Genomic DNA, 19,080 nt, shown 5'->3' on the forward strand with positions numbered 1-19,080 from the left:
CCATTCGCTGGCTCCAACCGACAGGCGCGCGCCTTTCCTCTGACGGACGACGCCAGCGCCGATCCGGCGCTGGCGCGAAGACAGACAGGGTCTCAGTCGGTCCTGACCGAAGTGTTCTTAGGATTGGTGCCGAGGGCGCCGCGGCGATCGACCACGGTGATCCGCCGCGCCTTGGCTTCGATGACCAGGCGTTCGAGTACGCCATTGCCCGGGAACGCGATGACGTAGCGCGGATCGAGTGAGAGCATCCGCTCGTTGCGCTTGAAACCGGCACGGGCGCCGAGACGCATATCGAGCGAGAACGTCACCTGCGGGATCCCGCGACGTTCAGCCCAGCTCGAAGCCAGACGGTCGACACCTTTGGTGTCGCCGCCATGGATGAGCACCATGTCCGGCACACGGTCGCGGACCTTGTCGAGCGTAGCCCAGACATTGTTGCCGAAGGTCAGCGCATCGGCTTCGGTTGCATGACGGGTACGCCCGCCGGCGAACACCACGGGCGTGCCTTCAGGCATGGCGGCACGGCGCTTGGCCTCGGCACGGGCACGCAGAAAATCGCGGCCTTCAACGAGCGCAGACGTCAGCATGGCGCCGTGATTGAAGCGCGAGCTCGAGACCGGCTTCCAGGAGGAACCGAACTCGTTGAGGTATAGGGCTGCTGCGACTTCGCGCATCTCTTCGAGCGCCAGCATCGCGCTTTCGGCGCATTGCGCCCGCTCGACCTGGGTCTCGAGTTCATGGGTGTGGACCTCGGATCCGTCAGCCGTCGCAAGCAGCGCGCGGACCTCGTCGGTCGCCCGGTCAAGGGCAGTCGATTTGCGCTCGGCGGAGCGGTGAAAGATGTTGACGAAGGTCCAGCCAAGATCCTCGGCGTCGGCTTCAAGAGCGGTCCCGGACACCATGGCGAAAAGATCGGACCAGACTGCTTCGAGGGTTTGGACGACCGCCTCCCGGACCGGGAAATCGCTGGTCGATACGGGAGCGGGTCCAATCGAGAATCCGGCGAGATCGAGCCCGGCGAGTTGATCGGCGAATGACGTGTGCATGGGATGTCCTCCTGACTGGCGTGAGGCCGACACACCCGTTCATGGCTGCGCCAGCGAGAGCCCGTCAGGGCCAGCATTCAGGCAGGGTTGCGCACCCGTCAGGGGAAACCTGGCTTGGCGGGCTGGCGCGGGCAGGCCTTGAGCCCGAAGGGCGAAGGCCAACACGGGCCCGACCAAGCCGGGTTGCGCAAGACTGGCGGCTGGCCCAGGGCCTCTCTCGCATGGCGTCAGTCCATGGGCGGTCGGAACAGACCACTGGCAAGGGCAAGCCCCATGCCTCATGCAGTGTTACGCCCAGCTCGGCTCAAGCCGCGCGTTTGGTGTAAACGCCTTCCCCGTTCGACATGTGTCCAAGGCAGTCGTAGTCGCCGAACACGGCATCGAAGCGGTGTGCGATCTGGGACAGCCAGCGCCGTGCCCGCGGTGAACGAGCCGTGCGCCAATCGGCGTCCCAATAGGCGCCGTCAGCACGTTCGACGATCCAGACAGCCACCAGCCAGCCGTAGACCGATACGCCGAAATCCGCATAGGCATTGCGCATGAGGATCCGATCTTCCCGACCGCGCCATCCGTCGTGCGGGATCAGCGACGGGAAGGCTCGGCCGGCCCGCTCGCGCAGGTCGTCACGTAGCCATTCATACTCGAAATCCCAGTCGTCCTCGGCTTCGACCTCGAGAGCCGTGAACGCGACGATTGCGCCGCTGGGATAGCTGACCGATCGGCCCATGATATCCTCCCTCAGGCAGCGAGCGCAGCGTCGTCTGACGCGTCGTCGAACTGTTCGAGCGTGGCCCTTCCGCCAAGCTTCAGCAGTAGGCTCGAAGCCTCCTCGGCCTTGGCGGCAGCGGTCAGAATGGCGCGGTCGTCATCCTTCAGAAGCTTGAGCCAATGCTCGATGTAGCTCGCGTGGCTGTCGAGATGCGTGACCGGCAGCCCCAGCTCAGCGCCGAGCATGGCGCTCGATAGCTCGGCTACCAGTTCCTCGGCGGCATAGGCCGCCGTGCCGAAGCGGTTCTTGAGATCACGCCCGAGGCGGCTGGCATGGCCGGTCCAGTGCGACAGCTCGTGGGCGAGCGTGGCATAGTAGTGGTCGAAGCCGGAAAACAGGCTGGTCGGCGGCATCGTCACGCGATCTGCAGTAGGTTCGTAATAGGCTTCAGAGCCTTGGTGGCGCAGATTGACGGGGATGGCGGCGAAGAAGGTATCAAGTTCGGCCTCGCGCCCTTCAGGCTCGACCAGCTCCAGGGTTGCAGCCGGATGGAAGCGCTCGGGCAGACCTTCGACCTGATCGGCATTGAAGACCGGATAGGCCTTCAGCACCCGGCGGGCCTCGTCGGTCTTTTCGCCGGTATTGGGAGCCTCCACCTCCTTGGTGTAGTTCTTGTAGAAGATCGCGATGGTCGACTTCTCGCCCTTGCGGACCTGGGCGCCAAGCGACTTGGCTTGGTTATACGTCATCCAGAACGGTGAGGCATAGCCGCACATGTCGGCGACCATCCACAGCCAGAACACATTCATGCCCCGGTACGGAATCCCGCAGGCCCGCAGGGGCCGCGAAACGGGCACGCCTCGCCACGGCTTGATCCACGGCTTCGTGCCAGCTTCCAGGCGTGAAATGATTTCCAGGGTAATGTGGGTAGCGGGCGACAAGCCGCTGCTCTGTCCCTTGCGATAGGCCATGATGGTTCTCCTGATCTTGGCATCTGGTCAGTCGGCGACGGGTTCGCCGGTCAGTGCCGCAGGTCCCCGAGCCCCCTCTGCTCTTCTTCCAAAAAGGAAGCGGCCCTCCGGCGTGAGCCGAAGGACCGCTTCGCGAGGTGCGAGTGGCCTTGCCTGTCAGGAGGAGGTCAGGCGGCCAACTCGCGGGGGGGCTGATGTTCGGTATCGACGCCTGGCTCAGCGTCAGTGGCGTCAATCTTGGGCTCGCCAGCATCCGGCGCAGCGGAAGCGAAGCGCATGACCTCAGGCACCCAGGCTAGAGCCTTCTCGCGCACCTCGACTTCGGTGATGTAGGTGCCGGCGAAGACGCGCTCGGCACTCATCGCGAGGTCGCCCTTCTTGACCGCAGCAAAGCGCGAGGAAAGCTCGAGACCGCCGACGTCGGTCAACGCGTCGAGGATCACCTGCTTTGACACTCGGTCGAAGTAGTTCGCCGAAGTCGGTCGCCACCACTGCGCCATGTCGATGCCGATCAGGCTGCCAAGGTGATCCTGGAACGGCAGCTGGCGCTCGCCCGCCATGTTGAGGCTCGCCTCGAGCGACCGGGCAACGACATAGCCAAGCCAAGCGGCACGGCTGTCGTCGGACAGCGCCCGGAAGAGGTCGAAGCGGGAAGTCGCATCAGTGCCCGCGCGCCAGCTTTCGTCGAGACTGGACCTGAGCTCGGCAAGCGCGCCGCTGGCCGGAGCATCCTTGGCCTCGAAGCCAATGATCGGCCCTGCCGGAAGAGGCGCACGCAGCGTGGTTGCGGCCCGCGCCCGCCAGTCGTGCGTATCGGCATCAGCCAGCGTGAAGACCATGATGTCGAGCGCAAGCCCGGGATCAGAGGCAACATGCAGGGCCAGGACGTCGCGGCGCTGCATGGCCAGCTCATCCACCAGGCGCTTGGACAAGGTGGTCCGGCGCTTGTCCGAGCCATCGTCCGCCGGAATGACTTCGATGCCGCTGTCGGCTTCAGCGGGTTCAGCCTGCCTCTCACCATAGAATACGGGCTGGAGAACCGGTGTGCCATCGCGCGAGAGGACCAGGATCATGCCCGCTTCGGCCTTGAGTTCGGCCGCGATGACTGGCGGGCGTGCGCGGATTTCCTGGCATTCGCGTTCGATGGCCTCGATAGCCGCTTCGGCTGCCGCCATGGCCTCCTCGGCACTGTCCTCATCTTCGAGGATCGCCGCATGTTTGTCATAGGAGGCATCGAGTTTGTCGAGCCTCGCCAGTTCCGCTTCAGTGAGCGGCGCCGGTTCGGCAGGAAGCCTGACCAGCCCTTCGACCAGATCGTGGCTGGCATAGGGATCGAGCGTGGTTTTGACCCAGGCTAGGCCCTGCTCGGCTGCGAGCGCCTTCGCCTGTTCTTCCATCTTCGCCGCCGCGAGGCTCTCGAGCAAGGCGACATCGCCCCAGGATTCACTGTCGTCGTCGTCGAACAGTTCGCGCTCGATCCGACCCCCGGCAGCGATGTAGGCATCGCGGCCAACAAGCCGGGCACGGGGATCGCTGCCTCGGACGGTCCCGGAGAGGACCATTCGCCGAATGCTGTCGGGATTGGGCGCATAGTAGGCCGAGGAAACCTGCTCGAAGACGCGGGCCTGGATTTCCTGGTCCGAGGTTGCGCCAAAGGCTTTGGCGATGTCGAGAGTGATCTGGCCGGAGGCCAGTGCCTCGAACACGACGGGCGCGAGCATCGCGAGACGCAGACGGCCCTCGACGAAGCGGACGGTCAGGCCGAAGCGGCGCGCAACATTCTCAACAGTCGCACCGCCTGTCACGATTGCCGCAAATGCCTGGGCTTCATCGGCAGGGTTCATGGCCAGGCGGTGGAAGTTCTCCGCGAGGCTGGTCTCGACCGCGGCTGCGGCGCTGTCCTCGAGCACGAGGCATGTGACTTCGTGATCGCGGGCGAGGAACTTTTCGTCTGCGAGTGCCAGCATTGCGCGGCGGCGGCGCTCGCCAGCTTCGACCTCGAACTTGCCCTTGGCGGCAGGCCGGACGATGAGGTTCTGCAACAGACCATGCGCTGCAACGCTGGCCTTAAGCTCGGCGTCTGCTCCCGGATCGCCGTGACGGCGGACATTGCGGGGAGACTGGACGAGCTTGTTCAGCGGGATCGACTTGATCATGGGACACACTCCTGATTGTGAGCCCGGCGCATCGACCATCGACGCCCAACTGGCTCAATCAGGGCAAAGCCAACTCCCCTCTCATACGGTCGTAGCAGATCCGCCTATGCGCGCTGCGCCTGGCTTCTGATTGAGTGCCTCGCGACCTCGCTCATGCTCGTCATGCCGCTCTATGCGGAGCTAAGCACCGCAGCCCCGAATTTCGCGCGGCTTTGCGACAGCGATGTCGCAGACGATGACGCTTAGAAATGAGCGAGCAAGGCCTTGGCCAGCGCGAAAAGGTCATGCGCCAGGTCACCGAATAGCGTGAGCGCGCCGGCCCATGTAATAGCCTTGATGCCGTTCTTGATGAGCTCGTCGACCGCCAGATCGCCTTTCTTGGCGAGCCATAGGCCGAGTTTCTTGCCCCATTGCTCGAATCGACGAGACTGGGTGGCAAGCACGGCGGCGTCGGGGTCGGCCTCAGCCAGTTCCGTACGCGTCTCGGCAATCGCCGCTTTGATCTCCGCCACTTCCTCGTCGCCGTATGGCGGCAGACCAATCTCTTCTGGCGGCGCATTGTGGCCAATATTGCCCGGCTGCCCAGGCGTTGCCGCGATCGCCGCTTCAAGCTGATCGAGACGATCCAGGATGCGGCCCGTCAACTCCACGCGCGTCGCTTCGGGCTCTTCGTCAGGTTCGCTGTCCGGATGCTCATAGAAGTCGCCGTGTGAGGTTGGCGCCCATTCGACTGGGCCGTCGCGCTCGATATGCTCGACCGCCGCCATAATAGTCGCTTCGTCGAACCGGTGTGAAAACTCGCCGTGGAGGACATCGCTTGCTTCGAACGGGCCACCCCACGGAAAGATGAAGCTCTGCTCCTCGCTGTCGCGAGGCATCTCGACTTGCGGATCTTCGAACTGCTCGAAGAACCACGTTTCCATGGCCTCTATGGCGTCAGCTCGTGCCTGCGCCGCTTTCTCTTCTTCTTCCCGCTTTTCGTCCTCAATCGATTCCCAATAGTGGCGCTCCTCCTCAGCGTCCTCCCACCGTTTCCTTTCTCGATCGTCATCTTCATCTCGCATGAATCCAACCTATGCGAAGGGACTTGCTCGACCAAGCCCCACCTTGACTTTGGAACGAATAGAGAACATTATTGAGCGGCTGTTGAGGACGCTTCGTCTCGTGTCGCGGCACCTGGAGCAGCGCGCGGACGTTTCACTTGCCTTGGCACGTCCTTGGCTTCACATCTGTCAAGCCGAGGCTGGCACCGAGGGGAAGGACAAACCTGGATGGGACACATATATTCAACCGACGCAAGGGCCGCATAAGCATGCGTCTCGCCCTTAACGATCCAGGGCCAGCGCTGGCGCCAATCTCGCCGCGCCGAGAGCTCGGCGCCTATGAGGCCCTGTGGCTGGAAAAGGGGGCGACCTTCAAAACCCTGGCCGATCGCTTTGCGCTCGATGCCGAAGCGCTTCCGTCCGACTTCGTGCCCGCCCAGCTTGCCGAGCAGTGCGCGGCCGAGGTGATGGCAAAGCTCAAGAAGGCCGGTGTCCATCAGTTTGGCGTCCGCATCCATCATGCCGGTGACTATCCCGCAAAGCTGCGCGACGCGCGCCACCCAGTCGAGCTTCTCTATTATCGCGGCGCCTGGGAGATCACCGAAACCCGGTGCGTGGCCGTCGTCGGCAGCCGCGAGGCCTCGCCCGAAGGTATCCGTCGCGCCGAGCGGCTTGCGCGCGAACTCGTCGATCGCGATTTCACGGTCGTCTCTGGCCTTGCCAAGGGCGTCGATTCGGCTGCCCATCGCGGCGCGATCGCGCGCGGTGGACGCACCATTTCCGTGATCGGGACGCCGCTTGGATCCTGCTACCCCAAGGAGAATGCCGATCTGCAAGAGGAGATCGCCCGCGATCATCTGCTGATCTCGCAGGTGCCGGTTCTTCGCTACGCCAAGCAAGCACCCCAGCATAACCGGCTTTTCTTCCCCGAGCGCAATGTCACGATGAGCGCTCTCACCGAGGGCACGATCATCGTCGAGGCTGGCGATACGTCGGGCACGCTGACCCAGGCGCGCGCCGCGCTCCATCAGGGCCGCAAGCTCTTCATTCTCGACAATTGCTTCCAGCGGACGGACATCACGTGGCCAGCCCGCTTCGAAGCCGAAGGTGCAGTGCGCGTGAAGACGCCCGACGACATCTGGAGCGCCCTTGGTTGACGGTGTCCGGCTCTCGCAGATCGATGAGACGAGCCGCGGGGATCATTATCACCTGACGGCCGAGGATCGGTGCTACTATCTCTACGAATATACCTCGCACCGCGACTATTCCTTCAGCGCCACCAACCAGCTGATCAGCAATCTCAAGAAGAAGCCCAGCCAAGCCGACCAGCCACATTACTGGTACAAGGGCCAAGCGATCGGCACGTGCGGCCGCGCGCTCGGCGCCGCGCTTAACCCGGCGTGGCTCGGCAATGCTACCCTCGTGCCCGTGCCCGGGTCGAAGGCAACAGATCACCCGGAATATGATGATCGCATGGAGCGCATCTGCCGGCTGATGCGCCAGCCTGCGCCCGACGTGCGCGCGCTCGTCCGTCAGGCTGCCTCGACCACCGCGTCGCACGAAGCGGGACAAGGTGACCGCGTCACCGTCGAACACCTGCTCGATCTCTACTCGATCGACGAAACCATTGCCGCCCCGGCACCGCAGGCAATCGGTATCGTCGACGATGTCCTGACAGCCGGAACCCATTACCGGGCCATGCACACCGTGCTTGCGGCCCGATTTCCGAATGTTCCGATCATCGGCCTCTTCGTCGCGCGGCGGGTCTTTCCCGACGATCCACTTGCCTTTGGAGGCCTGTGAGCATGGATCGACCAGGCCACGACGGACCGCCAGACCGTGTCAGCGACGTCCATGCGGCGACCGCGCTCACTCCGCCGAGCGCGGGCACGATCGACGAGGAGCGTGCCTTTCTCGCTCTCGCGACGGTGCGGGGCATTGGTCAGAAAACCCTGTTCGCCATGGCCGACGACAAAAGATCGTTCAGCGATGCGCTCGAATATGGGCCAGAGGCGTCCAACCCTGCAGGCAGCGACGGCAAGGCCATCTCAGAGCGGCACTGGTCGCGGGTTCGCGGGCATGCGCTTGAACAGGGTGACCGCCTGGCCGAGCATCTCGAAGCGCTCGGCATCGGTCTGCTCTTTCGGGGGTCGCCCGGCTTTCCCTCCGCCTTGCTCGACCTTGAACGCCCGCCGCACTGGCTTTTCGTGCAGGGCAGCGTCGAGCGCCTTGCCGAGCCGTCCATTGCGATCGTCGGTACCCGCAAGCCCAGCGCCGACGGCTTCTTCCTGTCACGCTATGTGGGCGCTTGTCTCGGCGAATGGGGTGTACCGACCGTCAGTGGCCTCGCGGCCGGCATCGATCAGCTGGCGCATGAACACTCGCTACGCGCTGGCGTGCCGACGATCGCAGTGCTGGGCACCGGCATGCTCGAAGACTATCCCAAGGGCTCAGGTCGACTGCGCGATCATATTCTGGCGACCGGCGGCGCGATCGTCAGCGAGTATCTACCAACAGCGTCCTACAGCGCAGAGAATTTCGTCCAGCGCAACCGGCTCCAGGCGGCGCTCGGCCGGATCCTGATCCCAGCCGAATGGAATCGCCGCAGCGGCACGGCCCATACGATCCGCTTCGCGACCGCGCTCGGGCGGCCTATTGCCTGCCTACGCTTGCCTGAGTGGCCGGACGAGCGCGTAGTGCTGGAGCGTGGCATGGGGCTTCCGACCGGCGAAATCTTCACCGTACCGCACGACCAGGGACGGTTCGACGCCTTCGTCCGGTCCGCGATCGGCAAGTCTTCACCCGCTCAGTTGGGCCAACTTTCGCTATTTGGGGATAGCTAGCCGTGCTCAAGGGGGCGATCTTTTCGCTGCACGATGTGCTCGTGACCAAGGGCACGATCAACGCGCCGTTGTTTGAGGAAACGCTGCGGCTGTTGCGCTATCTCAAGGCGCGGGGTGTCGAGCCGGTTTTCATTGGCAACCATGACTGGACGGTCACCAGTCCCGACCAGTCGAAGCCGTTCCGGACCCTGCTCGAAGAGCGGCTCGGTCCGATCAGCTATTATATCGGCGGCCAAAACGGGATGCCGTATAAGCCACGCGCCGATTCCACCGCGCATATCCTCTCCGACAAGGGCTGGCAGCGGAATGAGGTCCTTTATGTCGGCAACACAACCGACGATATGAAGACCGCTGCCAATGGCGGCCTGATGTTTGTGAACGTCATGTGGCACGGAGTGGCGAGCCCCTACGGCTTTCAATTCGACTCTCCACGCGACGTCGCGCGCTTTGTCGACTGCCTCTGTCTGGGACTCGACGGCTGGTTCTGGGCGCTCGAACAGGGCGATCTGCGGGTCTATGCGCTCGCGCCTTTCACAACGCTCTCGCCGCGCTACGCACAAGCGCATGCCTATTCTGAAAACGCCAAGGCGACCTCGAAACACGGTGCCGGTGATGCGAATTTCTGGGGCCGTCTGCTCGCGGCGCGCATCTACTTTTCAGGTCTCGCTGACGAGATCGACTATATCACCGCCTATCCCGGGCACGCGCCTACTTCCAACGCGACGGTGATCAGTGAGGCGCTTAACATCCTGGGGCAGTCACTGCGCAAGAGCTATCTGCCCGACCTCATTCTCCGTCACACCAAAGCGGTGAAATCGCAGACCGCGCGGGCCTCAGGGGGAAGCGTGGGCCTCGACAATCAGCTCAACACGATCCGGCTCAACCCTGCACCCGTCCGCGGCGTGGGCGGCAAACCCTATAAGTCGCCGCCTGCGCGCGGCGGCAAGCGTGTCCTCGTTATCGATGATATCTGCACCGAGGGTAACAGCTTCGAGGGTGCGCGGGCCTATCTGAGGGCCGCAGGAGCGCAAACGGTCTGCGTGAGCTGGCTCAAGACGATCAATAAGGACTATCGCGCCGTGTCACCAACCTTCGGCCCGTTCAATCCCTACATCGCGCAAACCTTCCCGACACCGATCGCGACCACAACGCACTGGTATTCGAGCGCGATCAGCTCGCATGCTGCGCCGACTGACCTCGCCGACGTCTATAATCGCTACTTCAGCTGGGCTTGGCCCGCCGATATATGAAGCAGGCGTTTTCACTGCAAAACGATCAGAAACGCCATTGCCCTCTCGGTTCCTTCCCTCTGAACGTCACTCGGCTAACGTCAGTTGTCAGCCTCACGCTTTCTGCTGTGATCGATGACGCCGAGTGCCATGATTGACGCTCTATGACGGTTTTGTCGTGGATGTGCCGGAAACACAGGTGCGCTCCCAATGTCGGCTATTGCTGCTTCGGCGCTCTGGAGCGGGCAGACAGCAAAATCGGCGATCGCTGTCTATTTCCTCAGCGCAAAGCGATCAACCGTGTCCTCGACCTCATCGTCTTCCCAGCCGTCGGGCAACACGCCGTGGTCCTCAAAGATAAGCAGCGAGATTGTCATTTCGTAATGGTCAGCAAAAATTGCGACTTCGCGCACCGGCCGGTTCCACCAGACGCCCGGCGGCAGGTCCTGCCCCTCGGGCGGGGGAGATGAGCCACCGCTTCCTGCGGCGAGAGACCCTCGCGGCAATTCCATGCCGGATGGGAAAAAGATGCGAGCGCGGCCCGCTGCTGCACTCCGGCGGCCCCACAACACGAAGCCGTTGGTGGCGACCACAACGGCGGCGCACAGACCGGTGCTTTCCAGCCACTTTAACGCAGCGGCCGTCAGCGATACATCATAGCGATCAGCGCAGTGCTTCAAGAGGTCCAGAGTCATGCGCTGTTTACCTACCTGGGCTCGGAAATCGGTGAGCGGCATCAACAGATAGGATGCGAACTTATCTGCCTCCCGCTCCTGCTGCCGCGATCCGCCCAGCACGTCGCTCTCACCACACTCGAATCCAGCGGGCGATTGCTGGCGGTGACACAGGTAATGTCCCCATTCGTGCCCGAGGGTGTAATTTATCCGCCCTGCCGAGCGGATGCCCGGATTATACAGGATGGCCCACCCGCCACGCTTTTTGAGCGGAGCAAGCGCGCCCTCGAAGCTCGGCACCGGCGCTTCAATGATGTCCAGGACGGGATCGCTGAATCGCTTGGAGTATTCGAGCGCGATTTGCCGCACATCTACCGGGAACCGCGGCCCCCACATCGTCACGAGGGTATTGGCCCACGCGCTTGGGGTGGTGGGATCACTTCTCATCGTCCAGCACGTCCAGAATCCGCTTGAGCTTCGCCTTCACATCGGGATCAGCTTTCTGAAATCGATGAAAGAATGCTGTGTCTTCCACATCCTCGGTCGGCTTGACCTGCGAGGCGTCAATCAGGAACGCGGACGTGACACCTAAAGCGTTCGCAATCCTCTCAAGTTTCTCGGCAGATGGGCGGGCAACGTCCTTATTTTCGATCTCCCACATATAGCTCTTTGAGCTGTCGGTCGCTTGCGCAAGCTGTTCAAGCGTGAGCCCGCGTTCCCGACGAAGTTCATTAATCTTGGTGCCGAGCAGGGATGGCATCTGTCCTCCGGTGCTGTTAGGGAAGTTCGGCGATAACCTGACTCCTTATGCTTGACAAGCGAACTCGTAGTCGCCATACACCGCGTATGGCAGTAGCGAACTCACCTGCCACGAGCACAAGGAGCGTTGATTATGGCAAAAGGTAAAAGTGGCGGTGGGCACTACCGCAGCGCAATCAGTGGACGCTACGTGACCTCGGCACACGGGAAACGCAGCCCGAGCACCACGGTCCACGAAGCGAGCGGCAAGAGCGGAAGCACCGGCGGTGCGTATCGCAGTGCGATCTCCGGGCGCTTTGTAACCTCCGCGCACGGCAAGCGGAGCCCGAACACCACTACCCACGAGAAATAAGCATTCAGTGCCGCCCGCTCACCCGGGCGGCGCTTCCTTTTCAGGAGACAATGCGAAATGGCCTTCCGTACATTTCGGTGGAAGAGGAACTACCGCAAGGTTCCCCCGCACGTTCTGACCGCGCTCGAAGAAGTTGAGGGCGATCTTATTGTGATTGCGGCCACGAAGAGGATTGCTCGCGCAGACATCGAACGGGGCGAGTACGCCCACATCGGATTGCGGGCAGCGGACGGCGCCATAATCATCGACGGGCCGGTAATGCCTCCCGCAGATGCCGGTAAATGGTCGGAGCGTAATGCCCACGGGTGGGATCGGAAGCGAACCGACTGGCCGATGGTCACGAAAACCTATGTATTCGAGACGCCGAATTTTGGGGACGCAGGCACATACGGCACCCACATGCATACATGGGATCGTGAGGTCTATCAGCATCAGGTGTTCGAACCGCAGGGGATGCTGATCCAACCGGAGGTGCTGCAAGACGGGGGCGGTGATTACGTCGCCATCAAATTCACCCTGACCCCTTACCTGGAGCGGGCCGAAAGCGAGTTCGATCTGATGCTACTGTGGTTCATAAATGTTCTTCAGGAGAACACGGGTGTAACGGGGGTTTTCGCGGCCGACGCCACGCGGGACGACTACATCGCCACCATTACCCTCGACTGGCAAATCTTCCCGCCGGGCACGATAGACGAGGTGATCGAGCGGCTGGCGCAACAACCAGTGGACCCGCGCAACGCACCGGACTTCGACAAGCATGTCCGCGACCGTGTGCGTCTTTTCGAGCGGCTGAACCCCACCGCATATATTCGCGGGCAAGGCGGCTTCGGCTCCTACTTCGGAGCTCAGTTCGCCGACGACCTGGTGGTGTTCGAGAACCTCAAATACGGAAATGCAGTTTACGTCCTCTACGAGGATTGGCCTATCATTTCGCAGCGCTCCCGCCTCGAACTGCTTCGCGACCGCGATGCCCACTTCGATCGGATCATCCACTCCGACGATTGGAGGGACCGCCTCCTGGTATTGATCCAGAAGGGGCTGGACGAGCGAGGGCTTGGGCGTCGTGGACGAAGGTTGTTCCGCTGATAAGAGGTGGCGCCTTCGGTCTGTGAGTTGGTCCAGTTCTTGAGTTTCGCATGAACGAAGGACAGCTATCAACGAACAAGCTACGGCTGCTCAATGAGCGCTTTGTTGGCGGTTCTTGCTATTTTCGCAGCGAAGCCGGCAGCTTCGGTGGACGCGCTGGACGCCGAACACTATCCTTCGCCGCGATGTTCCACCTCCATTGCACCAAGAAGCTGCTTGATCGGATTAAACCGGAAATCGTTGCGCCTGAGCCAAGCGACACCGCCTTGGGCAATTGGTATGCCACATTGTTGTTCTGGAAGCCGCAAGTCGCTTTGCTGGTTTCTGAGCGCACGCTGCTTCCCGTGCTTATGCCGCTAGCCCCAGCGGTCACGCTTGCTCGAAGACTCCCCGCACAATTGGCGCTGGTTCTGAGAGAGCACGGCGTCTCATCTGAATTCATCGCGCAGGAAGTGTGGCGGATGGACACCGTCCAGTATGCAAAGACCGCGAACCGGAGTGTCGTGGGCATCCTCAACGAGTTCGTTAAGCAGGCCGAATTCTGGCTGGCCGCCTATGCCTATGAAAAGGGTGATGATGACGACCTCCTAGCGATTTCGGCCAAGCTAGCGGAGACGCCATGTAGCCCGCTGTACAAGGGCCCGGTTTCGCCGGACAAAGCCCTTCATGAAATCGTGAAGGCTGGTACGCAGACTTGAGTCTGCTGGCCGGACACTGTGCTCCCAGATCCTACAACACTCGGCCGGAAGCCCAACTCACGCGGTCAGACGGGATCGGGCGGCAAGTCGACGATGCGAAAAACATCTCCCGAACCGGCATCACGGACAAGGTCAACGCGCTGGCCATCCCAGTGATAATCGAGGTGCCGTCCCTGCAAGGGATTTGACGCGCAGTCCGGGTAGAAGAGTGCGACGCACTCGCCACCAGGATGACGGATGCTAGGGTAGACAATGCCGTCGGATTCCGAGCCCCTGAGATTCGCAGCAAGAGCTTGAGATGCCGCGTAGCTGTCAGGGTCCAGCATCGGGGTCGGTTCTGCATCTGCAGCTCTGAGATCATGGAGGTCTGCATCGACCGCCATGACGATCTCCCGGAACTGCGAGGTCCAGCCAGGCACTTCCTTGGTTCGCGCCATGAAGCGGGCATGGTGGTGGATTGTCTCGAACAGAGCAGTTTCGAACCGGTCGCCCACGTAGAGCACGCCGTAGCTGCCATCGGTAAAACGGCTTGGCCGATCCGTGCTGACGTGGGTGAATGGCGCCATGAGGTAGGAGGCCCCGTTACCGCCGACGCGGCGATCGACCGGAACAAGGTCGAGATTGCCGATCGTCGCCATGATGCGAGGATTGGTCTTCTGCTCTGCCGAGATCAGCAGCGGCCAGTCGGCTGGATCAGCGATGTCCTCAAACAGGTCGATCGGTGGAAAGGCGCTGCGGATGATCCTGACAGAGCCCTTCCACTCAACTCGAGAAACGGGGATATCCGCCGTTTCGTTCACCAGCCACCACGCTCGGCGTCGAGGTAGCGACGCACCCGCATGATGTCGGTGAGTTCGCCCCCGAGCATCACGTCGAGCGCACTGGCTCCACCGAACGCATCGTTGGCCGACCTGATCCAGGCATAGCCCCGCGAGCTTTCCGAAAAGATGATCCGGAGCGCCTTGTGGATGCCCATGAGGTTGGACAGCCGAGCGCGGCCATCGCGCGAGACGCGCCCGGGGCCTTCGGCCTTCCAGCGGCGATAGGAGCGCACTGGCATGTCGAGCAGCGTTGCCGCCTGTTCGTCGGTCAACTCCCATTTGCCGAACAGATTGAGGATTGCCCGGAACATGGCAGCTGCCTCGTCCTGGCTAATCGGATCGGGACGGAAAGCGGTAACGGCAGTATCAACGGGTTGCAGAGCCAGCATGGCATTTCTCCATATGGCAGTGCATACGCTCAATAATGCCATTTGGCAACATTTTATGCGGATGATGCCAATCTGGCAATCACGCTCGGCGCGCCCTCGATCGGCACGAACAGCCGGGTCTGGTAGCGGATGATTTCCGTAAAGCAGCCTTGGGCCTTGTACCAGTCAAGGCGGGCTACGCTCCATCCGGTCAATTCAATTCGCTGTGAGCCATTGACCAGGCTGCGCTTGACCATGAGCTGCTCACGGCCGGCGAATTCCATGGGTCGGCCGGTCACCAGGACGGTCTGAACGATATCTTCGGCAGAGAGCGTTTGCTCGCGTGCCAGACCCAGCGCCCGGCACAGTTCCGGAACACAATGGACAGGAACCTCCCGGCCAAGGAGCGACCGGCCATCCGCCGCCGAGATTCGACCGACCCTCACGAAATCCGAAGGAAGCTTGTCCCAGACCGGCAGTAGGAGACCCGTCGCAAGATAGAGGCGCTCGCGCTTGTGTCTGGTCCGAGCTTCCTCGACCTCGGTTGACCACGCATTGCGGAGAGCGTCGACGGAGATATACTCCCAGCTGCTCTCAGTCAGCTGATCCTCGGTGATGTGACTGCGTTTGAGCGGACGCAGCAATTCGAAGCGGGCCACGCGCGTACCGTCATCGGCAAGAATACTACGGGCGGGGACCAGCAGGGCGACCCGACCAGAGCGGGCGTTACGAACCGGGCGCTGCCGCTGCCCGGTAAGCCCGTGAAGCTCCTCAAGTCGCTTCAGGGTGAGCGGCTTCAAGGCTCTGGCGATTTCCAGTTCCAGCAGATGGGTTGTTGCGCCCGAGGGCGGATCGGTGCGCAGCAACGTGTCGGACAGGACATTGAAGTCTTCGACCGCGATGGTCTCTAGGCCGAGGTCGAGTGTGCCGGCCTGTCGGGCGGCATCGATACGCGCCTCGACCAGCCCCATGAACTCGTCAAAGATCGCGTTCTGTAAGGCGATGGGAAGTGCGAGGATGCGGTTGAGCCAGCGCTGGATCGGCGGCAGGTCATCGACCATCGACCCGTCAGGGGCTTCGATCCTGAGACCTGTCAGCTCCTGAAAGCGCCCCAGACTTACCGCTTCAAGCTTGCCGGTAAATAGCAAGCCGAACCAGCGGTGGAGCGCCTCCTTGGCGTAGATGCTCTCGAGATTGTCAGCGGGATCGAACAGGTTCTGGCCACCAGTCTGGCGCTGCCCGCGCGTCAGAGCACCAAGGCTGTCCAGACGCCGCGCGATCGTCGAGATGAAGCGGCGCTCGCCGCGCACATCGGTGGTCACGGGCCGGAACAACGGAGCCGATGCCTGGTTGGTGCGATTGGTGCGGCCAAGTCCCTGGATTGCGGCGTCAGCCCGCCAGCCCGGCTCGAGCAGGAAGTAGACGCGGCGAGCCTGGTTCTTGGCGGCCAGATCGGCGTGGTAGCTGCGCCCGGTGCCTCCGGCATCGGAGAACACCAGGATGCGCTTGGCACCGTCCATGAATGCCTGGGTTTCAGCGACATTGGCGCGCGGCGAGCGGGATTGAAGTTTCTGGCGCCCATCGCGGCCGATAATGAGCCGACGTGTGCGACCGGTGACTTCCGCCACCTGGTCAACGCCGAAGCGCTCAATGATGGCATCGAGGGCGGTGGCAATCGGCGGCAGAGCGCAGAGCTGCTCGATCATCCGGTCGCGTGCGGCAAGCGCAGAGCGACAGAGCACAGGTGCGCCATCCTCGTCAGTCATAGGCTCGGAGCGAGGATTGCCGTTTTCGTCGGTGAACACTGCCATCAGGCGGACAGGAAAGCTCTTGGCGAGATAGTCGATCACATATTCCCGTGGGGAGAGGTCGATCTCGAGAGCTTCGCGTTCCTCGTTAGACAGGTCGGCAAGTCGTCGGTCGAGCATGGCTTCTGCGGTCGACACCAGCTGGACGACAACAGCGTGACCATCGGCAATCACCGTGTCGATCGCGGGCAGCAGGCTTGGGAGCTTCATCGACAGAAGCAGCTGCGCGAAGAAGCGCTGCTTGGTCCCCTCAAAGATCGACAGCGCTGCGGACTTGGCCCCGGAGTTGAGCGTCCCGCCGGTTTCGCTATCGACGATCCTCGTGGCCTCCAGCACTTCGCGCAGGTTGGCGTGGATGATCGCCCAGGCTTCAGCGTAGGCATCATAGACCGCGATCTGATCCTCGGTCAGGCGATGCTCGAGGATCTCGTATTCGACGCCGGCGAAGGACAATGCGCGCGCGGTGTATAGGCCGAGCGACTTGAGGTCCCGGGCGACCAACTCCATCGCTGCGATCCCGCCGTCACGAATGTCGGCGACGAACGCCTCGCGATTGGCGAAGGCGGTCTCCGGACCCCACAGGCCAAGGCGCGTCGCATAGGCCAGGTTGTTGACGTCTGACGCACCGGTTGCCGAGGCGTAGAGCACGCGTGCCCGCGGCAGGAGGTTCTGTAGGCGGACGCCAGCGATACCCTGCTCCGAGCCATTGACCTTGCCCCGCGATCCTTCTCCGCCAGCTGCATTGGCCATGGCATGCGCCTCGTCGAACACGATCACGCCGTCGAAGTTGTCGCCCGCCCAGGCGAGGATCTGGTCGAGGCGAGTCGCATCGTTTCGGCCCGAACGCAGGGTCGGGTAGGTCACGAAGAGAATGCCCTCGCGCATGGCGATGGGGGTGCCGAGCTTCCAGGATGCAAGCGGCTGGATGTCGATCGGCAGGCCGCCAAGCGCAGCCCAGTCGCGCCGGGCATCTTCCAGCAGCGCTTCATTCTTTGAAATCCAGATATGGCGCCGTTCCCCGCGCACCCAGCGGTCGAGAATGACGCTGGCAACCTGTCGGCCCTTGCCGGCACCCGTTCCATCCCCGAGGAAATAGCCCTGCCGGTAGGTCTGCCCTTCCGCTGATGCCTTGAGCGAACAGCCCTTGTCATCTGGCTCGAACCGGCCGGGCAGATCGCGCGCATGGGCGCTTGCAGCGTAGATCAGAGTCTCTGCCTGGGCAGCAGACAGCAGTCCCTTGGCAACCAGCCCGTCGGGCAGCTGCGGCACAGCTTCGGGCATCGGTGCGGCGATCGACCCCATAGCGACGGACTCAACGAGCGGCGTTGGATGCTCGGCCGCGCCATCGATCACGATCCTGCTCGGGCGATAGGGCAGATAGTGGCCGACCTGAGGGGCAAGCGGCGCAGGGGTTTCGAGCGAGTGGTAGGTGAGCGACCCGAAAGCGGTGGCTGCAGGAGTGATCCTTGCTGGTGTCGGCAATGGCCTGCGCGGCGCGGCCACCAGGCGAAACGGCGAACGAACTGGAAGGCTCGATTGCTCGGGAACAGCCTCCAAGCTGGCGCGAGCCGGCAAAGCATCGACAAGATCGACTAGCCGGCCGATCTCGTTGGTACGGATAGTGACCGCCTCCGTGGAGCCTTCCACCTTGTCGATGACCAGCAGCCGCGTGGTGATCCCGGTGCCATGCTTGACGAACGCACGTTCGACGGCGGCATCGAGCCGCAGCGAGATCGGCCCCTTCAGCCCCGTAAGAAAGCTCGCGCAATCGAACCATTCCGGCATAATCGCGACCATCCGGCCGCCGGACGCCAGACGGTTCCAGGCCGACCTCAGGTGGCGCAAGCCGGTGCGACTATCGTGCCCTCGCTCAATGCCGTGCGAATAGGGAGGGTTCATCAACACGACGCTCGGGATGATGGCTGGATCAAGCAGTTCGTCGATCAGCTCAGCGTCATGGCCGGCCACTCGGGCAGCCGGGAACACAGCATTCAGGCAGTCGCGGCGGAGCGGCGAGATTTCGTTGAGGGCAAGGCGCGAGCCGGCCTTGGCGGCCCAGACCGCGAGCATGCCCGTTCCGGCCGAGGGTTCGAGCACAAGCTCGCCAGTGGCCAGCGCGCAGGCCCGAGCAGCAAGCCAGGCAAGGCGCGGCGGCGTCGCAAACTGCTGCCATTCGATCTGCTCGTCGCTGCGATTGGTCTGGGTCGGCAATCGGGCATCGAGGGAGCTGAAGTACTGTTCCGCCTCGTCGACCGGAGCCGAGAGCTGGATCTGATCCGATGATTGCAGGTATTGAACCTGTGCCAGCTCAAGAGCTGCGTGAGCGTCACGAACTGACCAACGCCCGAGAGCATCGCTGCCCCCGAAGTGCTCCGTCATGATGCGCGTGACGTCGCTGCGTGAGAGCACGCGGCCTGCCGCCAGCTCAGAAGCCATGGTCTGGGCCGCCATCACAACGACGGGCGGAGATGGTTCATCGAATGCAAAGGCGAGGGAAGAATTGGACATGGGAACCTC

The 19,080-nt window shown here is 62.6% G+C and carries 16 protein-coding genes; 6 read left to right on the forward strand and 10 right to left on the reverse strand.

What is annotated here, in order from left to right; translation table 11 throughout:
- Positions 1 to 92: 92 nt before the first annotated feature.
- From AACH40_RS12020 to AACH40_RS12040, 5 genes are all read right to left on the reverse strand, one after another.
- The gene (locus AACH40_RS12020) at positions 93 to 1,046 is read right to left on the reverse strand and encodes a DUF2493 domain-containing protein (protein WP_338642627.1); all 954 of its coding nucleotides are present in this window, start codon (positions 1,044 to 1,046) and stop codon (positions 93 to 95) included.
- Positions 1,047 to 1,350: 304 nt separating this feature from the next.
- The gene (locus AACH40_RS12025; protein ID WP_338642628.1) at positions 1,351 to 1,773 is read right to left on the reverse strand and encodes a hypothetical protein; all 423 of its coding nucleotides are present in this window, start codon (positions 1,771 to 1,773) and stop codon (positions 1,351 to 1,353) included.
- A gap of 11 nt (positions 1,774 to 1,784) precedes the next feature.
- A complete protein-coding gene (locus AACH40_RS12030) occupies positions 1,785 to 2,726 on the reverse strand; it encodes an ArdC family protein (RefSeq protein ID WP_338642629.1) in 942 nt (313 codons plus the stop codon).
- 167 nt (positions 2,727 to 2,893) lie between these two features.
- Positions 2,894 to 4,882 (reverse strand): ParB/RepB/Spo0J family partition protein, encoded by a 1,989-nt coding sequence (locus tag AACH40_RS12035; RefSeq protein WP_338642630.1) that lies wholly within the window; start codon positions 4,880 to 4,882, stop codon positions 2,894 to 2,896.
- 242 nt (positions 4,883 to 5,124) lie between these two features.
- Complete coding sequence (locus AACH40_RS12040; RefSeq protein WP_338642631.1) at positions 5,125 to 5,946, reverse strand: hypothetical protein; 822 nt, start codon at positions 5,944 to 5,946, stop codon at positions 5,125 to 5,127.
- 137 nt (positions 5,947 to 6,083) lie between these two features.
- On the opposite strand from AACH40_RS12040, the gene AACH40_RS12045 reads away from it, so the two are divergent.
- The 4 genes from AACH40_RS12045 to AACH40_RS12060 are packed head-to-tail and all read left to right on the forward strand — an operon-like array spanning position 6,084 to position 10,018.
- Positions 6,084 to 7,082, forward strand: a complete 999-nt coding sequence (locus AACH40_RS12045; protein WP_338642632.1) for a DNA-processing protein DprA — start codon at positions 6,084 to 6,086, stop codon at positions 7,080 to 7,082.
- Positions 7,075 to 7,728: a hypothetical protein gene (locus AACH40_RS12050; protein WP_338642633.1), complete on the forward strand. Its 654-nt coding sequence runs from the start codon at positions 7,075 to 7,077 to the stop codon at positions 7,726 to 7,728. The genes AACH40_RS12045 and AACH40_RS12050 overlap by 8 nt, the downstream gene beginning before the upstream one ends.
- Before the next feature lie 2 nt (positions 7,729 to 7,730).
- The gene (locus tag AACH40_RS12055; protein WP_338642634.1) at positions 7,731 to 8,768 is read left to right on the forward strand and encodes a DNA-processing protein DprA; all 1,038 of its coding nucleotides are present in this window, start codon (positions 7,731 to 7,733) and stop codon (positions 8,766 to 8,768) included.
- 2 nt (positions 8,769 to 8,770) lie between these two features.
- A complete protein-coding gene (locus AACH40_RS12060; protein WP_338642635.1) occupies positions 8,771 to 10,018 on the forward strand; it encodes a hypothetical protein in 1,248 nt (415 codons plus the stop codon).
- Positions 10,019 to 10,269: 251 nt separating this feature from the next.
- Here AACH40_RS12060 and AACH40_RS12065 read toward each other — a convergent pair whose 3' ends face one another.
- Positions 10,270 to 11,118, reverse strand: coding sequence for an ImmA/IrrE family metallo-endopeptidase (locus AACH40_RS12065; protein WP_011445847.1), 849 nt, complete (start codon positions 11,116 to 11,118; stop codon positions 10,270 to 10,272).
- Positions 11,108 to 11,431: a helix-turn-helix transcriptional regulator gene (locus AACH40_RS12070; RefSeq protein ID WP_338642636.1), complete on the reverse strand. Its 324-nt coding sequence runs from the start codon at positions 11,429 to 11,431 to the stop codon at positions 11,108 to 11,110. Before AACH40_RS12070 ends, AACH40_RS12065 begins: the two co-directional genes overlap by 11 nt.
- A 408-nt stretch (positions 11,432 to 11,839) precedes the next feature.
- Here AACH40_RS12070 and AACH40_RS12075 point away from each other — a divergent pair, with 408 nt between their 5' ends.
- Together AACH40_RS12075 and AACH40_RS12080 are read left to right on the forward strand one after the other, a co-directional pair.
- On the forward strand, positions 11,840 to 12,868 hold the full coding sequence (locus AACH40_RS12075; RefSeq protein ID WP_338642637.1) for a hypothetical protein: 1,029 nt from the start codon (positions 11,840 to 11,842) through the stop codon (positions 12,866 to 12,868).
- Between the two features lie 50 nt (positions 12,869 to 12,918).
- Positions 12,919 to 13,566, forward strand: a complete 648-nt coding sequence (locus AACH40_RS12080; RefSeq protein ID WP_338642638.1) for a DUF6933 domain-containing protein — start codon at positions 12,919 to 12,921, stop codon at positions 13,564 to 13,566.
- A gap of 65 nt (positions 13,567 to 13,631) precedes the next feature.
- Here the strand turns inward: AACH40_RS12080 and AACH40_RS12085 are convergent, their stop codons facing one another.
- From AACH40_RS12085 to AACH40_RS12095, 3 genes are read right to left on the reverse strand one after another with little or no spacing between them, the layout of a single operon-like run.
- Entirely contained in the window at positions 13,632 to 14,366 is a 735-nt protein-coding gene (locus AACH40_RS12085; protein ID WP_338642639.1) for an RES family NAD+ phosphorylase, read from the reverse strand.
- Complete coding sequence (locus AACH40_RS12090; RefSeq protein WP_338642640.1) at positions 14,363 to 14,776, reverse strand: MbcA/ParS/Xre antitoxin family protein; 414 nt, start codon at positions 14,774 to 14,776, stop codon at positions 14,363 to 14,365. The genes AACH40_RS12085 and AACH40_RS12090 overlap by 4 nt, the downstream gene beginning before the upstream one ends.
- Positions 14,777 to 14,829: 53 nt before the next feature.
- Positions 14,830 to 19,071 carry a bifunctional class I SAM-dependent methyltransferase/DEAD/DEAH box helicase gene (locus AACH40_RS12095; protein WP_338642641.1) on the reverse strand — a complete coding sequence of 1,414 codons (4,242 nt, stop codon included), beginning with the start codon at positions 19,069 to 19,071 and terminating at the stop codon, positions 14,830 to 14,832.
- Positions 19,072 to 19,080 lie beyond the last annotated feature (9 nt).

The sequence above is a fragment of the Novosphingobium olei genome, assembly GCF_037076535.1.
Taxonomy (GTDB): Bacteria; Pseudomonadota; Alphaproteobacteria; order Sphingomonadales; family Sphingomonadaceae; genus Novosphingobium; species Novosphingobium olei.

Coding starts and splice junctions, on each gene's coding strand:
- AACH40_RS12020 (WP_338642627.1), bottom strand. CDS start 1,046: ATGCACACGTCATTCGCCGATCAACTCGCCGGGCTCGATCTCGCCGGA.
- AACH40_RS12025 (WP_338642628.1), bottom strand. CDS start 1,773: ATGGGCCGATCGGTCAGCTATCCCAGCGGCGCAATCGTCGCGTTCACG.
- AACH40_RS12030 (WP_338642629.1), bottom strand. CDS start 2,726: ATGGCCTATCGCAAGGGACAGAGCAGCGGCTTGTCGCCCGCTACCCAC.
- AACH40_RS12035 (WP_338642630.1), bottom strand. CDS start 4,882: ATGATCAAGTCGATCCCGCTGAACAAGCTCGTCCAGTCTCCCCGCAAT.
- AACH40_RS12040 (WP_338642631.1), bottom strand. CDS start 5,946: ATGCGAGATGAAGATGACGATCGAGAAAGGAAACGGTGGGAGGACGCT.
- AACH40_RS12055 (WP_338642634.1), top strand. CDS start 7,731: ATGGATCGACCAGGCCACGACGGACCGCCAGACCGTGTCAGCGACGTC.
- AACH40_RS12065 (WP_011445847.1), bottom strand. CDS start 11,118: ATGAGAAGTGATCCCACCACCCCAAGCGCGTGGGCCAATACCCTCGTG.
- AACH40_RS12070 (WP_338642636.1), bottom strand. CDS start 11,431: ATGCCATCCCTGCTCGGCACCAAGATTAATGAACTTCGTCGGGAACGC.
- AACH40_RS12075 (WP_338642637.1), top strand. CDS start 11,840: ATGGCCTTCCGTACATTTCGGTGGAAGAGGAACTACCGCAAGGTTCCC.
- AACH40_RS12080 (WP_338642638.1), top strand. CDS start 12,919: ATGAACGAAGGACAGCTATCAACGAACAAGCTACGGCTGCTCAATGAG.
- AACH40_RS12090 (WP_338642640.1), bottom strand. CDS start 14,776: ATGCTGGCTCTGCAACCCGTTGATACTGCCGTTACCGCTTTCCGTCCC.
- AACH40_RS12095 (WP_338642641.1), bottom strand. CDS start 19,071: ATGTCCAATTCTTCCCTCGCCTTTGCATTCGATGAACCATCTCCGCCC.